We start from the raw sequence: 18,915 nt of genomic DNA, 5'->3' as shown, positions 1-18,915 counted from the left end.
GGGCTACGGCGGGCATCTGGAAGGTTCTGAAATCTGTCTGGTCTCAACCGGAGAGGTCCTACGGTCGACGTCGACGTAGAGGCGGCACCACTGTTCGAGGACGGCGAGGGCAAGCGCGAATTTGGCACGCCGCCGGCTTTCGATCGGGTTGTAGCGAACAACGGGTGAAGTCATACCATCGATCCAGCCGCGCGTCGCTTTCGGATCGAACCAGCCCCTCGCCGCGATCGATTTTTCGTCGACCAGGTGATGCAACGGGCCGCCCGATGCCAGCAGCCCGTTGATCATGGGGAGCAGGGCCTGCGTACCCTTCTTGCCGGACTTGGGGCGATACAGGACATCGGTCGGTAGTCGGTACTGCATGGCCTTGCGGAAGATCGCCTTCGCCGTGCCGTTCTCCGTCTTGAGTGCGAAGGGAAGCGCATTCGCGTATTCGGCGAACGTGTTGTCCAGGAATGGAACACGCGCCTCGACGGAATGCGCCATGGTCAGCTTGTCGACGCGCATGAGTTGGTTCTGGACGAGCGCGGTCTCTGCCTCGAACCGAAGCATGTCGTCCGCGTCATCGTCCCCGCCGAACCACGGTTGAATCCTGCGCTCGAGGGCTTCGAGGGCGTCTGGCTCATAGGAGCCCGGTGTCATCAAGCGCCGTAGTGTGCGGCTGTCCGGCATCAGGCACATGACATCGAGCGCGTATTTGCGCATCAGCCGTCCTGGCAGCAGCGAAAAGGGTGGCCTTAACAGCCGGTAGTGCGGATAGCCGGCGAACAGCTCGTCGGATCCTTCGCCGAGCAGGGCCACCTTCACGTTCTGCCGAACGAACTTTGCCGCCTGCCAGGTCGTCTGCATGACCGGGTGAGCGATCGGCTCTTCCAGACTCTCGATGCAATCGGTAAACCCCGATGAGAACACGGACGGATCGACGAGGCGCTCCTTCGATCTGATCCCGCAATGGCTCGCGGCTGACCTCGCAAATGGAATCTCGTCGTCGGGAAGGCCAAATCCGATCGTGAATGCCTGTATCGATGACGGGTCCATCAGCCGCGCCATCGAGGCCGCCACCGCGGACGAATCGAGCCCGCCGGACAGCAGCACGCCCACCTCGACGTCGGCCACGAGATGCGCGGAAACTGCCTTATCGAATAGGGTGCACAGCGTGTCGGCGACTTCGTCATTCGAGACAGATGCGACAACCTCCGCGGTGCCAGGTCTCTGCATACGCCAATATCGTTCGACCCTCGCGGCACTAGCTCCCTTCGTCGGATCGAACCGCATGAGGCAGCCCGGCTGAAGCTGCTTAACGCCGGAAAAAAGGGTTGATTCCTGTGCGGACCAGCCCCTCAAAAGATATTCGTAGAGGGCCGATCTGTTGATCGTCACAGCGGTGTCGGCGGCACGCAGCAGAGGCCGGATCTCGGAAGCAAATATGATCTGACCGGGACGCGGAATCGAATAGTAGAGCGGCTTGATGCCGTACCGGTCGCGCACCAGGAACAGGCTTCGAGTGCGCGTGTCCCACACTGCAAATGCAAACATTCCCTCCAGGCGATCGACGACCCTCGGGCCCCAGACACGCCAACCATGAAGGATGACCTCTGTGTCGGAATGCGTCGAGAAGTGCTGGCCGCAGGCCTCGAGCTCCTTGCGAAGCTGGCGGAAGTTGTAGATCTCGCCGTTGAACACGAGGCCTACAGTGCGATCCGCATTCCACATTGGTTGCGCGCCGCCTGCTACGTCGATGATCGAGAGGCGGCGGTGTCCCAGTCCAACGGCGCTTGCGGACAGACCGATCGCGCTGCCCGACGGCATGAAATCGACGCCGCGTCCGTCCGGCCCGCGATGCGCGAGCGCATCCGTCAGATCGTCGAGGCGAGCTGCGTCCCACTCGCCGATGAAGCCTGCAATACCGCACATCAGGATGATCGCGAATGGCTGGGGGATTGCTGCCCGCCGGAACCCCGCGCGCGAGTGCAAGCCTCCACCAGCGCCTGATCCAGCGCCTGCAGATTTTCGACTATGGCATTCGCGGTGATCCCGGCGATCCGGGCCGGCAGATCCTTTTTGTCGATGGTCGTGCGCGCAAGCTCGAATACCTGGTCTGGGGCTTCGATGAACCTGTTCAGATCGAACGCGAACTCCGCCAGCCCGAGACTGTCGAAGATGTCCCTGCCCTTCATTGTGTAGGAAAGATGGATCGCTCTCACGCCTTGCCTCAGCGCGGTCAAGGTCGAGTGCAGCCGTGTTCCGATCACCAAGTCAAATCTCTTCATCAGGGTAATGAACTCCGGGATCGAGAGGTCATCTTCGCACATTAGAACCGCACGGTCATCGGCAAAACGGGCTTTCAACTGGCCTAACCACATCGCGTCGTCCTCCCATTCCTCGATGCCCGGCTCGTACATCGAAACCAGGACCACGCGCGCGTCCATCTCGGTGCGAAGCCGGCCGATCAGCCGGACAAAGGCATCCACGAACGCCGACATCCGTTCGTCGGCGCGCTCGCGGAACGATGCCTTCGCGAACTGATACGGGAGGAATCCGCCCGTGAAGTGGAACCACAGTCGCATGTTGATCGCGATGAGAGGCCCGCGATGTTCTTCCGACGTCTTCTCGAGGTCGGCGAACACCTTCGGGGTGGGGTGTTCGACCGACTCAAATCCGGGCAGGAAGATGCCGTCGTGGGAGCGGACCAGCCTCGCGCGCGAGCGAAGCGAAGTGACGAGATCGAAGGTACCCTTGTCGCGCGCCATGAAGACTGCGGCCTGGCTGAGCACCGCCCGCGCAAGAAAGCGCCCGATTGGGGAAACAAGCGGACCCGCGCCCTGGCAGACGCAAACGATCTTGAGGCCGAGCAGGCGATAGATGAAGAAGACGAGCCAGGTGTGGCACAGCTTGGCGAGTGATGAATCGTCCTGCAGGTCGAGCCCGCCGGTCCATAGCACAACGTCGGCCTTCGCCAAAGATCGCCAGCCGCTTAGCGGCGGAAAGAGATTGTAGACTCGGCCATAGGGGATCGACGTCGCAGGGATGGGCGGCAAATGCCTCTGCCGCGAGCAAAAGACGTCGACTGGCCTCTGTGTCATGGTCGCAACCGCGCTCAGAATGCCCCATCGGCTGAGCAGGTCGCCGCGGTTGCCGCGGATGACGCGTGGGCTCACGAATTTCTGCTGATACGCCGGCATTGTGTCACTTGCGCCCGTGGGTATGCTGCGAGGCGGCCGACCGCAGGACTTGCTCGTAACGAGCAGCGATCGATCTGCGGTCGAACGCGGCCGCCTTGGCCCTGCTTGCGACTTTCATGCGCAACAGCTGGTCCCGGTCATCCAGGAGACGCGTAAGAGCGTGTTCGAATCCCCTGGGATCGTCGAGCGGCGCCGACAGTCCGTTCTCGTTCTCGACGAGCACGTCGGCAAAGCCGTCGATGCGTGAGCAGGCGAGCGCGAGCCCGTGCGCCAGCGCGTTGATTGCGACCAGGGAAAGCCCTTCGCTCAGCGACGGCATAAACAGGATATCGGAGCGGGACATTGCAAGATCGACTTCCGCCGGTGTGACCCAACCATGAAACGCGACGCGATCGGAAAGGCCGAGCACCGCACAGTGCCGTTCCAGGGCCGCTCTGCTCGGACCATCGCCGAACAGGTCGAGCGTCCAGTTCCGGTCATTGACGGCCGCGAGCCGCTGCAGCCCCCACGCAAGATTTTTTTGAGCCACCATGCGCCCCGCGAAGATCAGCTTGACGGTGCTCTCCGGCGCGCGCGGAACCGCCGGTGATTTATCGATATCGACGCCGTTCGGAATGACAATGGCCTCAAGTCCATAGGCGTCGCGCGCGAGCCGGGCAACGAATGAGCTGACGGCCGTGACAGTGGCGGCGCCATGCCAGATTGGTCTGGTAAGCGGTTTGATCACGCGGAAGAACTTGTCAGTCTGTTCCGGCGTGCCGCCCGGAACGTCGCCGAGATGCGCCGTCAAGACGTATGGAGTGCCCGAGAGCGTGGCAACTAGCCACGCCGCGAAACCGGTCGGTACCGCGAAATGGACGTGGATTGCGTCCGGACGAAATGTGCGGACCGTTCGCAGCCCGGCTGGGACGGCCATCAGGATAAAGCCGATCATCTCCCAGACGGAGCAGCGGTCTCGCTGCCTACGAAACGCGAAGATGCGCTCGACTTCTAATCCGGCGCTGGTTTCCAGGCGCGGCAGATTACCCTGCCGCGCTGTCAGGACGCGGATCGAGTGGCCCAGCTTCGAAAGCTCCGTCGCCAGGTCTTCGGTGGCCTTGCCGCCACCACCACCGACGGGTGGAAACTCATAGTTCATTTCGAGAATGCGCATGAGCTTACTTTGGGAGCCAGACGGAGACGGTGACGTTGCCCTCCGATGCGTCGCCCACCTTGCTGTAACGCTCGCGAAGCGTGTTTTCGACCTGCTCAGCATTGGGTTTTCCGAGGTAAAGGGCGAGCATGTCGTCCAGCGGAGGCGCTTCCTGAAGAACGACGGCTGCCGCCGGCCGCTTCAAATCATCGATCAGAGCGGTCGCGTCGCGAAACCCGCGCATCTGCAAAGCATGGCGCGCCTTCGCCTTGGTCTCGGGATTGAGACCGTCCAGAGGCTCGCGCAGGTTGGGAAAAAGGCTTACGCTGTAGGGCTCTATGAAGCGCCTCGCGAGCCAGACGGCTTGCACGGGCTGATATTTGCCCGAGAGCACGAGGACGCGGCCGTCAGGAAGAAGCGGTTTGAGGGATTGCGCGAGAGTCTGAACGTTGGCGAGTGGGTTCGACCACCAATTAGAAATCAGCATTCCAAGCCTGCTCCTCGAGGCGGCGTAGTAGTCTGTAGCAAGGATGAACAGGATCAGCCCCGTTCGTCCTGCGGAGGCGGGAATCCTTGCACCGATCGTCACGAGACAGAGAGCGGCGGGAATGGCCGCAAACGGCAGGAAGTAGTTAGCATAAGCCATCAGGCACGGCGGGCAATAGCTCTGGGAGCCCAGAAGGTGCACGAGCGTCATGACGACGAAATACAGCGTGCAGAAGCCTGCCAGAGGTAGGCGGCGGAAGTGCACCAGGCTGAGCGCTCCGCCCGGAATTGCAGGCAGAAGCAGCGCCGGATAGAGCTGCAGGAAAAAGCGGTTGGCGACATCGCGAACCACGGACCAGCTGAACTGCAAGTCGTTCGGCGAACGCGTGAGGGTGAGGACGTCCTGCATTTCGATGCCGACGTCGGTAAAGCGCCAGAGAATTTGAGCAAGGCCGGGCAGGAAGGCGAGCGTTTCGAAGAGGCCGTGCCCGAAGATCATGATGCTGACGACGAGACAGGCGCCTGCGACCAGCGCCGCTCCCCCAAGCGTGGCCAGGGCGCGTTTCTTCGCTTGTCCGCTTACCAGCAGATGGAGCGCTGCGAACATTGGCAGCGTGGCTGCGAGATTGAGCCTGATCAGGACGAGTGCGGCGGCAAGCACGCCCATGCTTGTCGCCTGCAGCAAGGGGTGGAGCGGCTTGGTTTCCGTGACGACCAGAAACGATACCAGGGTGAGCAGGGTGATGATTGCGTAAGGAGTCGCGGTCGACATATAAGCGACGACCATCGGATTTGCGGCATAAATGAGCACTGCGAGTGCGGCGGTCAGCCGGTCGCGCAGGCACCGATGCGCGCTTTTGCGCAGAAGAATGAGCGTGCACAGGGAAAGAAAGACGGACAAGAGGCGGCCCGCCAGATGCCCGTGGCCGAACAGCCATTGCGCCGCTCCGAGCACATAGAAATAAAGCGGCGGGTAGGCGGTCGCGTCCTCGAGCGAGTAGGGCTGGACTCGGCCGCTGAAATATTCGCCTGACTTAATCAGATAGAGGCCTTCGTCGAGCCAACTGTCGACATGCCCAATCATGTAGACGGCCTGGATCAACCAGATGGCCACGGCCGCAATGAATAGGAGATCAGCTGGATCCGCGACCGACAGTCGAATGCGCGCGGAGCGCTCAGTTATAGCTATGTCGTTAGACGATGACATGGCGCTCGCGCGCGTCGTTCGTTCGAGCGGTGACGTCATTGCTTGTTGGATTGCTTGTCACGGTGTGGCTCGCGCGCATTGGTTGCAGGATCGCAGCATGTTTCGAATTTACCCTTTGTTGTCAAGCCTTAAGGGCGGATATGCGCATCGGGGCGAAGCCTTGATGCGGGTATACCCACGCCGATCATGGAACTTACATCATGAAGGGTGAGCTCCGAACAACAGGCTTGCTTCACGAAGTCGGAGAAGTCTAAGGTCCGGCTGCCTCACGGATTTTCCTGAAATTTTCTACTTTTACCGAGATGCGATGTCCTTCGTTCCCAAATATCTGAGCTTGCTCCGAGACCCCGTTGATCTCGGCTCTCTCGTCATCGAGGGAGATCACCTCCGCGGCGAGACGTCTGGTCTGCGCTATGGCTTCATGGGCAATGTTGCGGATCTCCGTCCGGATGCAGGAACGACGGCGGTCATTCCCGACAGCATACACAACCGCGTTCGGGATCACTACGATGAGACGCCCTGCAACAACTACATGGATTTGGACAACCTTCCGTTGGGGCGCTGGCTTCGGGATTCAAAATACGACTATCTCTTCGCGCGGGCTGACACCGTCATCGAGGTCGGGTGTGGAAAGGGAGCCATCGTCCAGGCGTTCAAGGAGCATCGGGGAATAACGCCGTTCGGGATTGACCTTGCCTATGGCTCGATTCGGCAGATCCAGAGGCCGCCGCTCAATGCAGAGGGCGTTCTCGGCTCGAACCTCAGGCTTCCCATCGCGGATGAAGTCGCTGACATCGTCATCTCGCACGGAGTGACGCATCACACCCCGGATCCGATGCGTTGCTTCATGGAGCTTGTCCGCATTCTCAAGCCTGGCGGGAAGATGCTTTACGCAGTCTACAATTGGGACAACCTCTACCGCTCTCTTTATTTTGCCCTGAGCCCGCCCCTGAAGGGGGTTCAGCATCTGTTCGGAAAGAAAGTCGGCGATCGAGTTCTGAAGTTCACCGTTTTTCCGCCTTATCACCTCGCGCTCTGGGCCACGCTGGGCTGTGTGCAAGGCAAGTGGAAGTTTCCTGCAATAGAGCCGTCATGGGAGCAGTTCGGCGACTTTTTCCTGACACCTATCGCGCGTTTCTATCACGCGAACGAATTGCAGACGCTGGCGGAGTTGTTCGGGCTCAAGATCTTGGAGCAGGAAACGGGCGGCTGGCCGAAGAACGGCTTCTCGCACTTTGTCTGGTATGAGAAGCCGCTTAATTAGCTCTGGTTTCAACTAGTCCCGTCACTCCGCCGTCCTCCCAAGCCAGCAAGAACGGTATCCCGCAAGGGGGATCGACTCGCGGTGTTTTTCGGACAGCCTGGCACGACTTTGCCCCTTCGTAAGCATCCCATGATCACGGGATGCCCGACCGTGAGCAGATCGAAAGCTCGGCTCGGCATAGACACGCCCAAGGGTTGCGGCAGTGAGAGATGACCCAGAGGTCGGTCGTTCGCGAGAAAATCGAGGTCGTCTCCGCGGATGGCCGAACGCAACCTTTAGTAGGCCTTCGAATCGCTGGAGCCTTGACAAGTTCATTCTAGCCGACGTCAGGCCGAGCGGCGGAAAGAGTCGGTGGAAATTGCAGTTTTGATGCCGCACGCCACCGCTCTCCGTCAATCCTGCTGTTCCGCGAGGTGGCACTTGTCTTGCGAGTGCCGCTCAGCGGCGCGTCCTTCCTCGAGCAACGTGGTTGACAACCTGGCGATAGCCGGCAAGGGCGACATCTTCGCGATATCTCTCGGCAACGCCTGCCGCGCGAACACCCTTGTCCATCGTGGCCCGCCGATCGCGCGCCGCGTCGCGAATGGCTCGCGCGAGCTCGGCGGGATTTTCCGGCGGGACGACCCATCCAATCGCGTCTTCTCCGAGCACGAGCGCGCCTTCCGAATTTGCTTCCGAGGTGACGACCACCGGCCGGCCGACGGCGAGGATGTTGTAGAGACGGCTCGGGATCGAGACGCCGGCGATATACCGGCGATAGGGGATGACCCAGAGATCGGCGGCCGACAGGAATTCGACGAGTTCCTCTTCAGGCACCGGCTCGAACATCCTGACATTCTCGAGCTTGTCCTTGGCGAAGAGGTCGTTGAGCACGGCCCAGCCCACGCCCCAGCCGGACAGGACGAATTGAATGTCCGTCTCGTTCCGCAGCAGGCGGGCCGCTTCGAAAACCGTAGCCGGGTCGTGGGTGAAGCCGAGATTACCCGACAGGCCGACGGTGAATTTGGAGGGATCCGGTGCGCGGAAGCGGCTGGCCGGATCGGTCTTGCGGTGTCCGATCGGGATCAGCGCCCAGTTCGGAATGAAGTGAAGCTGGCCTGCTTTGACCCCGCGATATTTTTCGATCAGCGGCGGCACGTCGCGGCCGATCACGATGATCGCGTCCAGGCGCCTGAACAGCAGCGTGTTGGCAAAGCGGATCAGCCGGACCGCGAGCGAGTTGGAGCGGACCAGGCCGGCGGCCTCAAGCGTCTCCGGGTAGAGGTCGTAGATCAGGAGCATGGTCCTTGCGCCCCGCAATCTGGCTGCAAGGAGCACGGTATAGGGCAGGGTGAACGGCGTCGTGACGCAGAATACAATGTCGCCTGGCCTTGCCCGCCGCAAGACCGATAAGAACATCTGTGCCGCAAGCAGGCACATGGCCACCGCACGTCGGAGAAGCGCCGATTTTTGCGGATTCCAGCTCTTGAGCTCAACGATCTCGGGCTTGCCGGGGTGGCTCGCCGCGCCCGAGCCTGTTGTCGCGGAGATCACGACGACCTGACGATCGCGCGCGAGGCTGTCGGCGATCTTGCCGACATAGACGGCCGTCGTAGTCGTATCAGGCGGATAGAACTGGGCCGCGATGATCAGCTTTGCGGGAGTATTCATGTGCGAGCTACGATCCTCGCCGGTCAGGCGTGGGGCTGTGAGAGCCCTTTGGCCTGGCTCTCGGCCAGATAGGCCGCGTAGGCGCGGCGGATGCCATCTTCCAGCGAGGTCCTGGCACGCCAGCCGAGCTTGGCAAGACGGCTGATGTCGAGCAGCTTGCGCGGCGTGCCATCGGGGCGCGAGTTGTCGAAGGAGATCTCGCCGCGATAGCCGACGGCGGCAGCAACCACGCGGGCGAATTCGGAGATGGTGATGTCTTCGCCGGTGCCGACATTGACGAGCTCAGCGCTCGAATAGGTCTTCATCAGGTGCACGCAGGCGTCCGCCATGTCGTCGACATAGAGGAATTCGCGCCGAGGCGTGCCGGTACCCCAGACGACGACGTTGGGGGCGTCTGAAAGCTTTGCCTCGTGAAACCGGCGGATCAGCGCGGCGACGACGTGGCTGTATTCGGGATTGTAGTTGTCGCCGCGGCCGTAGAGATTCGTCGGCATCACGCTAATGAAATCGCTGCCGTACTGGCTGCGATAAGCCTCCGCCATCTTGATGCCAGCGATCTTTGCGATCGCGTAAGGCTCGTTGGTCGGCTCGAGCGGCCCCGTCAGCATCGAATCCTCGCGCAGCGGCTGGGCCGCGAGCTTTGGATAGATGCACGACGAGCCCAGAAACATCAGCTTCTCCGCGCCATTCTGATGCGCGGCATGGATCACGTTGGCGGCGATCGCGATGTTCTCGTAGATGAATTCGGCGCGCAGCGTGTTGTTGGCTACGATGCCGCCGACCTTTGCTGCCGCCAGAAAGATCACCTGCGGCCGCGTCTTCGCGAACCAGTCGAATACCGCGGCCTGGTTGCAGAGGTCGACCTCGCCGCGGGTTGTCGTGACGAGCTTCGCATCCTCCTGCGCGAGTCGGCGCACGAGCGCGCTGCCGACCATGCCGCGATGACCGGCGACGTAGACGGTCTTGCCCTTCAGTTCAAACGGAGTGCTTGCCATGGGCGATCTCCCGCTTGGCCTCGGCCAGATCGCTCGCCATCATCTCCTGCACGAGCTGGGCAAATGTCCGCTTCGGCTTCCAGCCAAGCTGCTTGCGGGCCTTGCTGGCGTCGCCGATGAGAAGATCGACCTCGGTGGGGCGGAAATAGGTCGGATCGATACGCACCACCGTCCTGCCGCTCTTGCCGTCGATGCCGGTCTCCTCGACGCCAGTACCGCGCCACTCGATCTGACGGCCCACTTCGGCAAAGGACAGCTCGACCATCTCTCGGACCGAGCGGGTCTCGCCGGTTGCGAGCACGAAGTCGTCGGGCTTCTCAGCCTGCAGGATCATGTGCATGCCCTCGACATAGTCCTTGGCGTGTCCCCAGTCGCGTTTGGCCTCGAGATTTCCGAGGTAGAGCGTTTCCTCGATCCCGACCTCGATGCGGGCGACGCCGCGGGTGATCTTACGGGTGACGAAGGTCTCACCTCGGATCGGGCTCTCGTGGTTGAACAGGATGCCGTTCGAGGCAAACATGCCGTAGGCTTCGCGGTAGTTCACGGTGATCCAGTAGCCGTAGAGCTTTGCCACGCCGTAGGGCGAGCGCGGATAGAACGGCGTGGTCTCTTTCTGCGGAACCTCCTGCACCAGGCCGTAGAGTTCGGAGGTGGAGGCCTGGTAGAAGCGCGTCTCCTTCTCCACGCCGAGGATGCGGATGGCCTCGAGCAGCCGCAGCACGCCGATCGCGTCGGCATTGGCAGTGTATTCCGGGCTTTCGAAGCTGACGCCGACATGGCTCTGGGCGGCTAGGTTATAGATCTCGGTCGGCCTAATCTGCTGCATGAGTCGGATGAGGTTGGTCGAGTCTGTCATGTCGCCATAGTGCATCAGGAACGGCACCTCCCCGACATGCGGATCCTGGTAGAGATGGTCGACGCGGGCGGTATTGAATGACGACGAGCGCCGTTTGATGCCGTGCACAACATAGCCGAGCGATAGCAGATGTTCGGCCAAATACGCACCGTCCTGTCCAGTCACGCCGGTGATTAAGGCGATGCGCTGTTTGGAGTCTTGAGCATTCATAACGATGTCCAGGCGACCGGTTTGGAATCGATGAGACTGCTAGCCACTTTCTTGTCTCTTGTTTTCCAGCATCGTCCGCTTGTCAAGCAAATGCACCCGTTTGTAGGCGATATAGGTCACCTAGCAATTGCCTATCAACGAAAGGGGGAGATGCGGGCGGTTAGCAACCGCCTCACGGTTTGGCAGCAGGATCACGAGCAGCATCACAGCGCGATCTAAGTCTTCGCTAGCCCGCCCCAGGGACTAAGTTGAGGGATTAGCGGTGGCTCCTGTTAGGCCCACCTTGCGATAAGCGGCGAAATACTAGACCGGCCGTTCGCGCCGTTTCAGACCCCTTCCGCCGGGATCGAGCATGAGGAGCATTTGGCAATGGGGCCGCCGCTGCGCGCTCAGCGGCCGTTGAACTCGAGCGTGAGCGAGCTCGCGCGTCTAGGCGAGTGGCGCCCGCCGCGACAGTAAGACTCTTACCCGCCATCCTATAAGGGCAACAGTTGTGATGATCAGCGCCAATGTGATCAGCGAGATGCCTAGATTTTCGTCCAGTAGCGAGGCTCGGCCGGTCGCGCCCAGAAATGAATACAGGAACACTTGCGGCGCAGTGAAAATAAAAGTCGAGATCGAGTACGTTGAGATGTCAATCCTCGTCAGACCGAACAGGTAGTTTTGAACTGCTCCGGGGAGTGGCACGCCCAGACGCATCAGCGCGATGATGCGCCAGCCTTCCTCGTCAACTGCTTGTGCAATGACGCCGAAGTTAGGCTTGTTCTCGAGCCTTTTTCGAAACCAGCTCGACGCGACGTAGCGGGAAGTGAGGAAAGCGAGGATAGCTCCGACGGTACCGCTCAACAAGATGATTACGGCGACTTTCCAGCCAAAGGCGGCACCCGCGGCGCAAATGAGAGGGGTGCGAGGAAGCACGATAAAGGCCATTATCAAAAATACGAAGCAGACCGCCATTACCGAAGTCGGCGTGAGATCGCCGAGATTTTGAAACCAGGCACTGATCGTGTCTAAAGGGGGCGAGTTCATTCTTTTAAGACTGCATGCTTAGGGTCAGAGGCCCGCCGATTCTCCTTAACAGGTGCGGCCACTGCGAAAAAGGTTTGTGCGGCATCGGAATTGGGCTGGAAGCTGGACAGAGCCACCTGGGCCCGTGCGACGGCTTTGGGTATTTGAAGGTGATCGGTCTATGGGTCAATGCGCATCTTCGAATCTCTTGCGGCCCTCTATATGCAAAAAAGGATGACGGTGACTGTATTGGTTACCGCGCTTGTATTCGTAGCAGGGATCCTGAGCGGAAGGGAGATCCAGGACCGCCGGCCCCGCCGGCCCCCAAAGCCCGCCGGGCATGTCCCGGGGGGCCGGACCAGCTGGCGCGCAGGGACCCAAGGACCGAAAGGTGCCATAGGACGCAAGGCGCGCGTCGATGTCGGTCGCACACGCTGGCAGAGCACGATCCTGCCTAATCGTGCGACATGTTGAAAAGAAGCAGAGATTGTCGGAAGATTGGCCTGTTCTCGATGCAACTTGGGCCCGTAAGATTCGATGCGTCCGGCAGTGTTTTTTGATCGTGATGGCGTCCTCAATGAGGATGATGGCTATACTTTCGATCCCAACAAGATCCGGTGGGTGGTCGGAGCTCAACAGGCCATAAAAGCAGTCAATGACGCCGGGTATTTCGCGTTTGTTGTGACGAACCAATCAGGAGTCGCCAGGGGATTTTATGAAGAACGGCACGTTCGCAATTTACACGAATGGATGTCGCATGAGCTTGCTGTTATTGGTGCGCATATTGATGCGTTCGAATATTGCCCGCATCACCCCGATGGTCTGATTGCGCAATATCGTGTCCTCTGCAATTGCCGCAAGCCGCAACCGGGGATGATCAAAGCTCTGCTTGAGCGCTATCCAGTAGATGTCGATGGGAGCTTCTTGATCGGCGACAAGCAGAGCGATCTTGTTGCAGCGCAAGCGGTCGGCATCGCAGCCTATTTGTTTGATGGGGCAAACCTCCATGCGTTCATCACCCCCCTGTTGGATGAACGCTCTCCCGATCCCCGCGCGTCGAGCACGGTCGGATGATGGCGGCGCCGAAAGGGCGATTGATGCCATCGCTTTTTCGATGGTTCGATCGCTAGCCGAAATCCGTAGACATCAAAACGACAAATCGAAGCCAATCGGGCAAAACGCAGCGAAGAGTACCGGCCAGCAAAAGCGCCGGGAAAGCAACCTCGAGCCGCAACGCTTATCGGAGTGGCCCAACGGGACGAAGCCGCTGATTTTGGGCTAGCAGGGTTCGATGCAGCCCTTGCGGGGGAGCTTAACGGAACGGGCTTGGAAATCGCAATTGAAGATGTAGCTCAAGCCAGGAGTCGCCAGGATCACCTGCGAGTTCTTGGGCTGCGTCTGATCGCCGCCGCAATAAAGCAAATGAGAGATCCGTTGAATTTGGAACAGTATGTGAAGGCTGCCTGTCGCGGCAGCAGCGAGGATTCAAACGCATGAAGCGGAACAATGGATGAGACCTCAAGCTGGGCTGGGTATCGAAGCGGGAACTCAACAGTGCGGGCTCAAGGCCGGAGAACATCATCGCGATTGGACGGGTAGATGCATCACTGCTAGCATTTAGTTCGAAGACTTGGAGGCGGCATGAATTACATTTTTCCCGTGCTGGCGGTGGCCTTCACCATCGGCCTTTTCCTGCTCTACGCGATGGTGCGGCCGAACTTGCGTCGATCCCGGCCCGCTGATGAGCTTCCCCGCTGGCCCGATTCAAGCTTGAGATAAAGCGACTGAGCTACTTTGGTCGGCATTTTTGTTGGCGACCTACTCTATACCAGGCGTCTAGCGGTCGGGGGACCTGCGGGGCATCGAAAAACCCGAATTGGAACTTGCGTCGTCGGGCAAAACAGTGGTTCATAGGGTGCTGGTTCAGCCGCAAATGGAGCCCAGCGCAATGGCCGACGAATGCGAGCCGTTATCCGATCTACCGCAGGTAGCTAAGCTGAACGGACAATTTCGAAGGAATTACGGAAAGATCCTCGGAGCTTTCCTGTATCTGCGCTCAATCAGCGCCGCCCGTGGGCGTTCCTGGTTTTGGACCGCGTTGCTTTCTGCCGCTTGCTCGACGGCGCTGGCGTGGCTCGGGAAGAGGGGAATGCTGTGAGCTGCCTGGCTACTGCTTCCTAACAAGGCTAGCGCCGGCGGAAGCGAAGGGCTCTCACTGTTGCGAGCCACGGATCGCGATGAAGGCTGCAACGTACCACAGAACGATCAACTACTTCACGCGTTGTTGCGAGATCTCGCTGCAACAGCAGAGGCTTAAGCTCTCAAGGAGCGCCTAAACCATGCCGCCAAAGTCGATGCCCTCTTTGGCAAGTTCCTCGGCTTCCTCGGCAGAGGCGGTCGGCTTGGTATCAAGGTATGGATGCTCAGCGGCTGGTAGGATGGTGCGGATGTTCTGACCATCTGCTCGCGTAATGCGGGCAATCCAGCGCTCGTTGCCGTGCTCAAATCGCTGGATGTGGTACTGCTTGTACGTAATCATGGATCTCAAACGCAACTGACGCTGACACAGGCCTTGTCTATATGACCCTGCGCCACCATACAACAGGTCTTAAAGCCGAGTTAATGCCGTTAGTCTAAATTGGCGCCTCGCCTTGACCTTTGGGCTCATAGAAAAACCCTCCGGCCTCGAGAGCCAGCGGGGAATTAACTGAGATTGTGACTAGTTTCGTAGTCCCCCCTCAGCTTAGCACAGCGGCTCGCCCGCGTTCACGGGAATACTGCCCGTTTTTAGTTCACCCAGGCACAGTCTGCGGCTCGAGACGGACGCTGGCGTTAGAGCAGGCTATAGTGAGATACCCACCCGCAGCCAGCCCCTGCCGTTCTTTTCGATACTGGCGTGATCTCTGTTTCGCATTGCCAACGGAGGTCGGGCATGGCTCAAGTCGCCTCAATCCTTGCCAGGCTGCTGGCCGAAACAACACCTCGAGAAAGCACGACAAAGCTGGTTGCAATCACGGCTCATGGAGGCGAAGTCACGAGCGGCGATGGCGGAGGTAACGGCGGCGGGTCAGCAGTTTATCGCAACTGGCCACAGCGGCAGCGGCAAGGCGGCAGTAATGCTGCCCCTACAGGATCTGCCAGGTGGCGGCCGCGTGTCCGCGCAAGACGTGGATGGCAACGGCACCGATGGCGCTAACGGCGGCGCAGGAGCCGACCTCGGTAAGATTGGCGGGGCGCAGGCCGGGAGCGGGGGACTGGTGTGGGCGTTGATAATGGAGGCGGGCCTACGCGAAGGCGGCTTCGGCGGTCGTGGTGGCGGAGGCAATCGCCGGGGCACCGATGGTATCAGCTCGGGGAGATGCAGCGCTGGCGCACCCAGTATCATCTGATCACGTATTCGCCCAAGGCTGAGACCGGAGGGTATCAAAATTCGGTGTTGGTTCGGCCTCGCAAGTGAGCCGCCCTCGCTCATGGCAGGGACGCAGTCTTAACGCCCAAACAAGCTCCCGCCGGATCTCACGTCAGCGGATTTTTTTGGTAGATCTAGATGGCGGCGGAATATCATTCAATCGCCGCTTGGATGCGGTGTTCCAACAGGCCTAGAGTTTTCCATGAGAGATCCAGACTTCACGAAGGAGTGGCGAGCGTGTCTGCACGCAATACTGGGCTCGTTTGCGTTTTGCAGCTTACTCATGTCCAGTCTTATGGTCCTGGCTGACCCGTATGATCGAGGTTACTTTGGCCTCCTGAATATTGTCGGGGTCGACGATAGAACGGTTACGGGCAATGCGAGCAGGGCGCGAGACCCACAGTTTGATTCCGCCGTGGTTAGCAATTCTACGGGGCAGCTCATCGACCCAGGCAAATTGTCAGAGGGCACGGAACACCATTTTGTGCAGCTCCTAGTGCCCGGAGGCCGTCCGAGAGGTCTGATCGCTACGCTGAATTACTTCACTCGACATCATCAGCAGGTTGGAGCGATTGTCGTCGTCATTGACGAGCCTTGGTGCTCCCAAATCTCCGACAATGAGCGCGACGATCCTTTCCCATATTGGCTCTACGAGGAAAGTTTGTGGAGCTACGCGAAGCATCTTTGGAATTGGAATACACTTAGCCGGTTAGTTCAGCGCATGGAAATTTGGGTGGGCCTTAGAAGAGCCATGCGCCCGGACGGCCATTGGAGTTATGAAGATGTGTTTCCCCGGGACCAAAGACCTACAGCCAGTGATGGTCCACCAGCAGTCGAGACAGAGATCGCAGATGTTAGCGCAAACCAATTTGAGTACAGGGACAAGCTAGCGTCAGTGATAAGCACGCTGCCGGCTAGCACGTCTGTCACCTTGGTGGTGCCGCCCGTCTTCTATACCTTACTTCCTGAACCGCGATCGCATGCTGCAGCGGCACGCAGCGCTTGCGATGAAGCATTTGCAGCTATCATTGCGAGCCGTTCGGTAGGTAGCTTCCTGAACTTTCGCACTGATGATGAGACGACCAGGGATCCTACCAACTTCGTGGATACAATTCATTATCGGTCCAAGCTCGCAGGCCGGATAAACGCAGTGGTGATAGAGAGCCTTGTTGCTAACAAGGCGCAACGAAGAGCTTCGGCTATACGCCCTTAAGTGGGAGCGGTACTCTAATTGGCCAGCTCAGTTGGGGATCGACTGCGCATACTCTGCCGCTAGAGACGGAGGCCGCCACCCGCTGCCAGCCTCCGCAACGCGCTCTTTTGACTCTGGCTTGATCTCCGTTTCGCGACTTGCCAACGGAGATCGGTATGGCTCAACTCGCGTTCAATTCTTACCAGCTGCTCGTCGAACAGAACCCTCGCGTAAGCACGAAGGGCCAATCGTGATCACAGCTCATGGCGGCAAACGCACGCGCCACAAGCTCCAGTTCAAGGTCATTGATCCGTGCGAAGATACGAGCAGCGATCCTCTCCTACTCCTGGACGGTCAGTGAAAGGATGCCCACGGACGAGAGTTCGTCTCTTAGGATTTTTCGCGACAATCGACTTAACGCTCACAATAGCACATCCCAAATGCGTGCATAAAAGCTTACCTCGAGCGTGGGCACAAGGTCCCAAGACGCGGTTTGTCGGGCCTCAGCGTCGCCGGTGGATCTTTCTGGTCTTGGATCGCATCGCTTTCGCCCGCCTACGCCGCCGCGTCGGGGGCGTGTGGGTAGTAGGATCCGCTTTTGTCAATCGCCTCGTGATGGCTTGGACGAGGCCATTGGCGGTCTTGAAGCGCGCAATTCCTCGCCGCGCTCGCGCTGCCTCGGAAAAGCGGATCGTGCGTTTCACTTTGCCGTCGGTCGGCAACAAGACGTAATCGAGCACTGTCTTGTTGTGCTCGGCCAGGCGGATGGCGGCAATCCAGCCATCGGGAAGACACGCCTCGCGCTCGATGCTCCAGTAGGGCGCATGGGTTGGTCTCTGGGGAGGTGTCCAACGGGCAGCCCTCACGGAAAGGCAGGCCGACCCGTTCACACGCATGCAGTGGCTCCAGCCGCCTGAACTGATGCGTCCGCCTGCCGCCTTGATAGCGGCAGCGGCCTGGTCGATGAGCTTGGCCCTGAGCTCGGACCAGATAGGACGGGCGTCGAGAAATTCGTAATTTCGTTTCGGGCTATAGCCGAGCAATCGATATAGATTTCGAAAATTGCCAAAATGGGTTTGGCAGGTGGCCGAGCAGGGCAGTCCCGGAGTGCGACCGATAATGGTCGGCGTCAAGCGGCCCTCTCTAAGAAGAGCCTTGCGCAGCCGAACCAGCATCTCCTATCAGAAAGATCGACGCGCCGGTTCGCTATAATGCTTCTGGCGGTGAAAAAGACCTCGCGATCAATGATGGGCTCGATGCAGCCCTCGCATCTGATCCATTGCTCAGGCGGATTCATTACCGCGGTCTGTCGGAGCTTTTAGGACTTCCGGTTGAAGATGAGGTTTCCGATGTAGCTCTCGTTTCTGAGAAGTTCCAACCGCGGCGCGGGTCCATGGCACGCCAGTACTCGAGACCAGGCCCTTTTGGTTGAGCTCCCAAGCGATGACCGTCTCCGACTTCACCTCCAAGAATCTTTCGAACATCCACTTCACGACCGCGATTTCCATGGGGTCACCTGGTCGAATGCGGATGTGGTCGGTCAGAAGGTATTTCCGCTCGCCCTGTTTCATCACTCGTATCGTCTGCATCTTTTCGTCGACGAGCTCCCGCACGAGCGCATAGCCGGCACGTCCGCAAGGCTTGTAGCCGAGCCGCGCAAACCGGCATTGACCGGCGTAGACCTTTGCTGACAGCTCGCGGCTGTACTCGGCGGCCATCACGCGCTTGATGTTCTTGACGATGCTCGCCAGCATGCTTCCATCGTTCTCGAATTGCTCCGCGCAATAAGCGACCTTGATGCCAGCGCGCCGACAAACGAACTCGTAGTACGCGCTTTCGTCCACGTCCTGGAAACGGCCCCATCGACTTACGTTATAGACCAGGAGATGACCGAAGTCGGCCTGGTTGCTCTCGACATCCTTCAGCAATTGGAGGAGCCCGGTTCTGTTCTTGATGAGCAACCCGCTCTCGCCCTCGTCCTTGTAGGTGCGCACCAGCGTCAAATGATGCGCGTGGGCGTAGGCGGCGATGACGGCAGCCTGATTTTGAATGGAGTACTGCTGGCGGTCAGTTGACATGCGGACATATTGCGCTGCCCGTACGCTGATTATCGATTTTGGCAGATGAGCTCTGTGAACGATGAGCGCGTTACTCATTTCTTCACCTCATCAGACGCTACTGCCAAGCCATAGAACTACTTGGCGCTCGGGCCTTCAAGAGGAGCTAGTTCGACCGCGTCGGCTGAACGTCAATTTGGACTAGCGAAACAACCTTGCGCACGTGCGCCCTAGCTCGTCGTCTACCAAAGAAGATTACGTTTCTGA

General features: G+C 59.5%; 14 protein-coding genes. 3 read left to right on the top strand and 11 right to left on the bottom strand.

The genetic code is table 11. The annotated features are described in order from the left end of the window. Nucleotides 1–3 precede the first annotated feature (3 nt). The 4 genes from asnB to N2602_RS27340 are packed head-to-tail and all read right to left on the bottom strand — an operon-like array spanning nt 4 to nt 5,902. Nucleotides 4–1,914 (bottom strand): asparagine synthase (glutamine-hydrolyzing), encoded by a 1,911-nt coding sequence (asnB, locus tag N2602_RS27355; RefSeq protein WP_260380007.1) that lies wholly within the window; start codon nt 1,912–1,914, stop codon nt 4–6. Next, nucleotides 1,914–3,182 (bottom strand): polysaccharide pyruvyl transferase family protein, encoded by a 1,269-nt coding sequence (locus tag N2602_RS27350; protein ID WP_260380006.1) that lies wholly within the window; start codon nt 3,180–3,182, stop codon nt 1,914–1,916. Before N2602_RS27350 ends, asnB begins: the two co-directional genes overlap by 1 nt. 4 nt (nt 3,183–3,186) lie before the next feature. Then, nucleotides 3,187–4,335 (bottom strand): glycosyltransferase family 4 protein, encoded by a 1,149-nt coding sequence (locus N2602_RS27345; protein ID WP_260380005.1) that lies wholly within the window; start codon nt 4,333–4,335, stop codon nt 3,187–3,189. Nucleotides 4,336–4,339: 4 nt separating this feature from the next. Next, nucleotides 4,340–5,902: a glycosyltransferase family 39 protein gene (locus N2602_RS27340; protein WP_260380004.1), complete on the bottom strand. Its 1,563-nt coding sequence runs from the start codon at nt 5,900–5,902 to the stop codon at nt 4,340–4,342. Between the two features lie 412 nt (nt 5,903–6,314). Here N2602_RS27340 and N2602_RS27335 point away from each other — a divergent pair, with 412 nt between their 5' ends. Further along, nucleotides 6,315–7,271: a class I SAM-dependent methyltransferase gene (locus N2602_RS27335; protein ID WP_260380003.1), complete on the top strand. Its 957-nt coding sequence runs from the start codon at nt 6,315–6,317 to the stop codon at nt 7,269–7,271. 438 nt (nt 7,272–7,709) lie between these two features. Here N2602_RS27335 and N2602_RS27330 read toward each other — a convergent pair whose 3' ends face one another. From N2602_RS27330 to N2602_RS27315, 4 genes are all read right to left on the bottom strand, one after another. Further along, nucleotides 7,710–8,921 (bottom strand): glycosyltransferase family 4 protein, encoded by a 1,212-nt coding sequence (locus N2602_RS27330; protein ID WP_260380002.1) that lies wholly within the window; start codon nt 8,919–8,921, stop codon nt 7,710–7,712. Between the two features lie 23 nt (nt 8,922–8,944). After that, on the bottom strand, nt 8,945–9,916 hold the full coding sequence (locus tag N2602_RS27325) for a GDP-L-fucose synthase (RefSeq protein ID WP_311738507.1): 972 nt from the start codon (nt 9,914–9,916) through the stop codon (nt 8,945–8,947). Continuing rightward, entirely contained in the window at nt 9,897–10,982 is a 1,086-nt protein-coding gene (gene gmd / locus N2602_RS27320) for a GDP-mannose 4,6-dehydratase (protein WP_260380001.1), read from the bottom strand. Before gmd ends, N2602_RS27325 begins: the two co-directional genes overlap by 20 nt. 429 nt (nt 10,983–11,411) lie before the next feature. Continuing rightward, complete coding sequence (locus N2602_RS27315; RefSeq protein WP_260380000.1) at nt 11,412–12,011, bottom strand: TVP38/TMEM64 family protein; 600 nt, start codon at nt 12,009–12,011, stop codon at nt 11,412–11,414. A gap of 516 nt (nt 12,012–12,527) precedes the next feature. Here N2602_RS27315 and N2602_RS27310 point away from each other — a divergent pair. Both N2602_RS27310 and N2602_RS27305 read left to right on the top strand, forming a co-directional pair. Next, nucleotides 12,528–13,064 (top strand): HAD family hydrolase, encoded by a 537-nt coding sequence (locus N2602_RS27310; protein WP_260379999.1) that lies wholly within the window; start codon nt 12,528–12,530, stop codon nt 13,062–13,064. Nucleotides 13,065–13,938: 874 nt separating this feature from the next. After that, a complete protein-coding gene (locus N2602_RS27305; protein WP_260379998.1) occupies nt 13,939–14,148 on the top strand; it encodes a hypothetical protein in 210 nt (69 codons plus the stop codon). A 174-nt stretch (nt 14,149–14,322) separates the two neighbouring features. Here the strand turns inward: N2602_RS27305 and N2602_RS27300 are convergent, their stop codons facing one another. The 3 genes from N2602_RS27300 to N2602_RS27290 form a co-directional block, all read right to left on the bottom strand. Further along, the gene (locus tag N2602_RS27300; protein ID WP_260379997.1) at nt 14,323–14,529 is read right to left on the bottom strand and encodes a hypothetical protein; all 207 of its coding nucleotides are present in this window, start codon (nt 14,527–14,529) and stop codon (nt 14,323–14,325) included. A gap of 2,565 nt (nt 14,530–17,094) precedes the next feature. Then, nucleotides 17,095–17,724 carry a hypothetical protein gene (locus tag N2602_RS27295; RefSeq protein ID WP_260379996.1) on the bottom strand — a complete coding sequence of 210 codons (630 nt, stop codon included), beginning with the start codon at nt 17,722–17,724 and terminating at the stop codon, nt 17,095–17,097. A gap of 150 nt (nt 17,725–17,874) precedes the next feature. Continuing rightward, nucleotides 17,875–18,747, bottom strand: coding sequence for a recombinase family protein (locus N2602_RS27290; RefSeq protein WP_260379995.1), 873 nt, complete (start codon nt 18,745–18,747; stop codon nt 17,875–17,877). Nucleotides 18,748–18,915: the final 168 nt, after the last annotated feature.

Source organism: Bradyrhizobium sp. NC92, from assembly GCF_025200865.1.
GTDB lineage: Bacteria > Pseudomonadota > Alphaproteobacteria > Rhizobiales > Xanthobacteraceae > Bradyrhizobium.
Note: the sequence above shows the minus strand (reverse complement) of the source record. Positions and strands in the feature narration are given on the sequence as shown.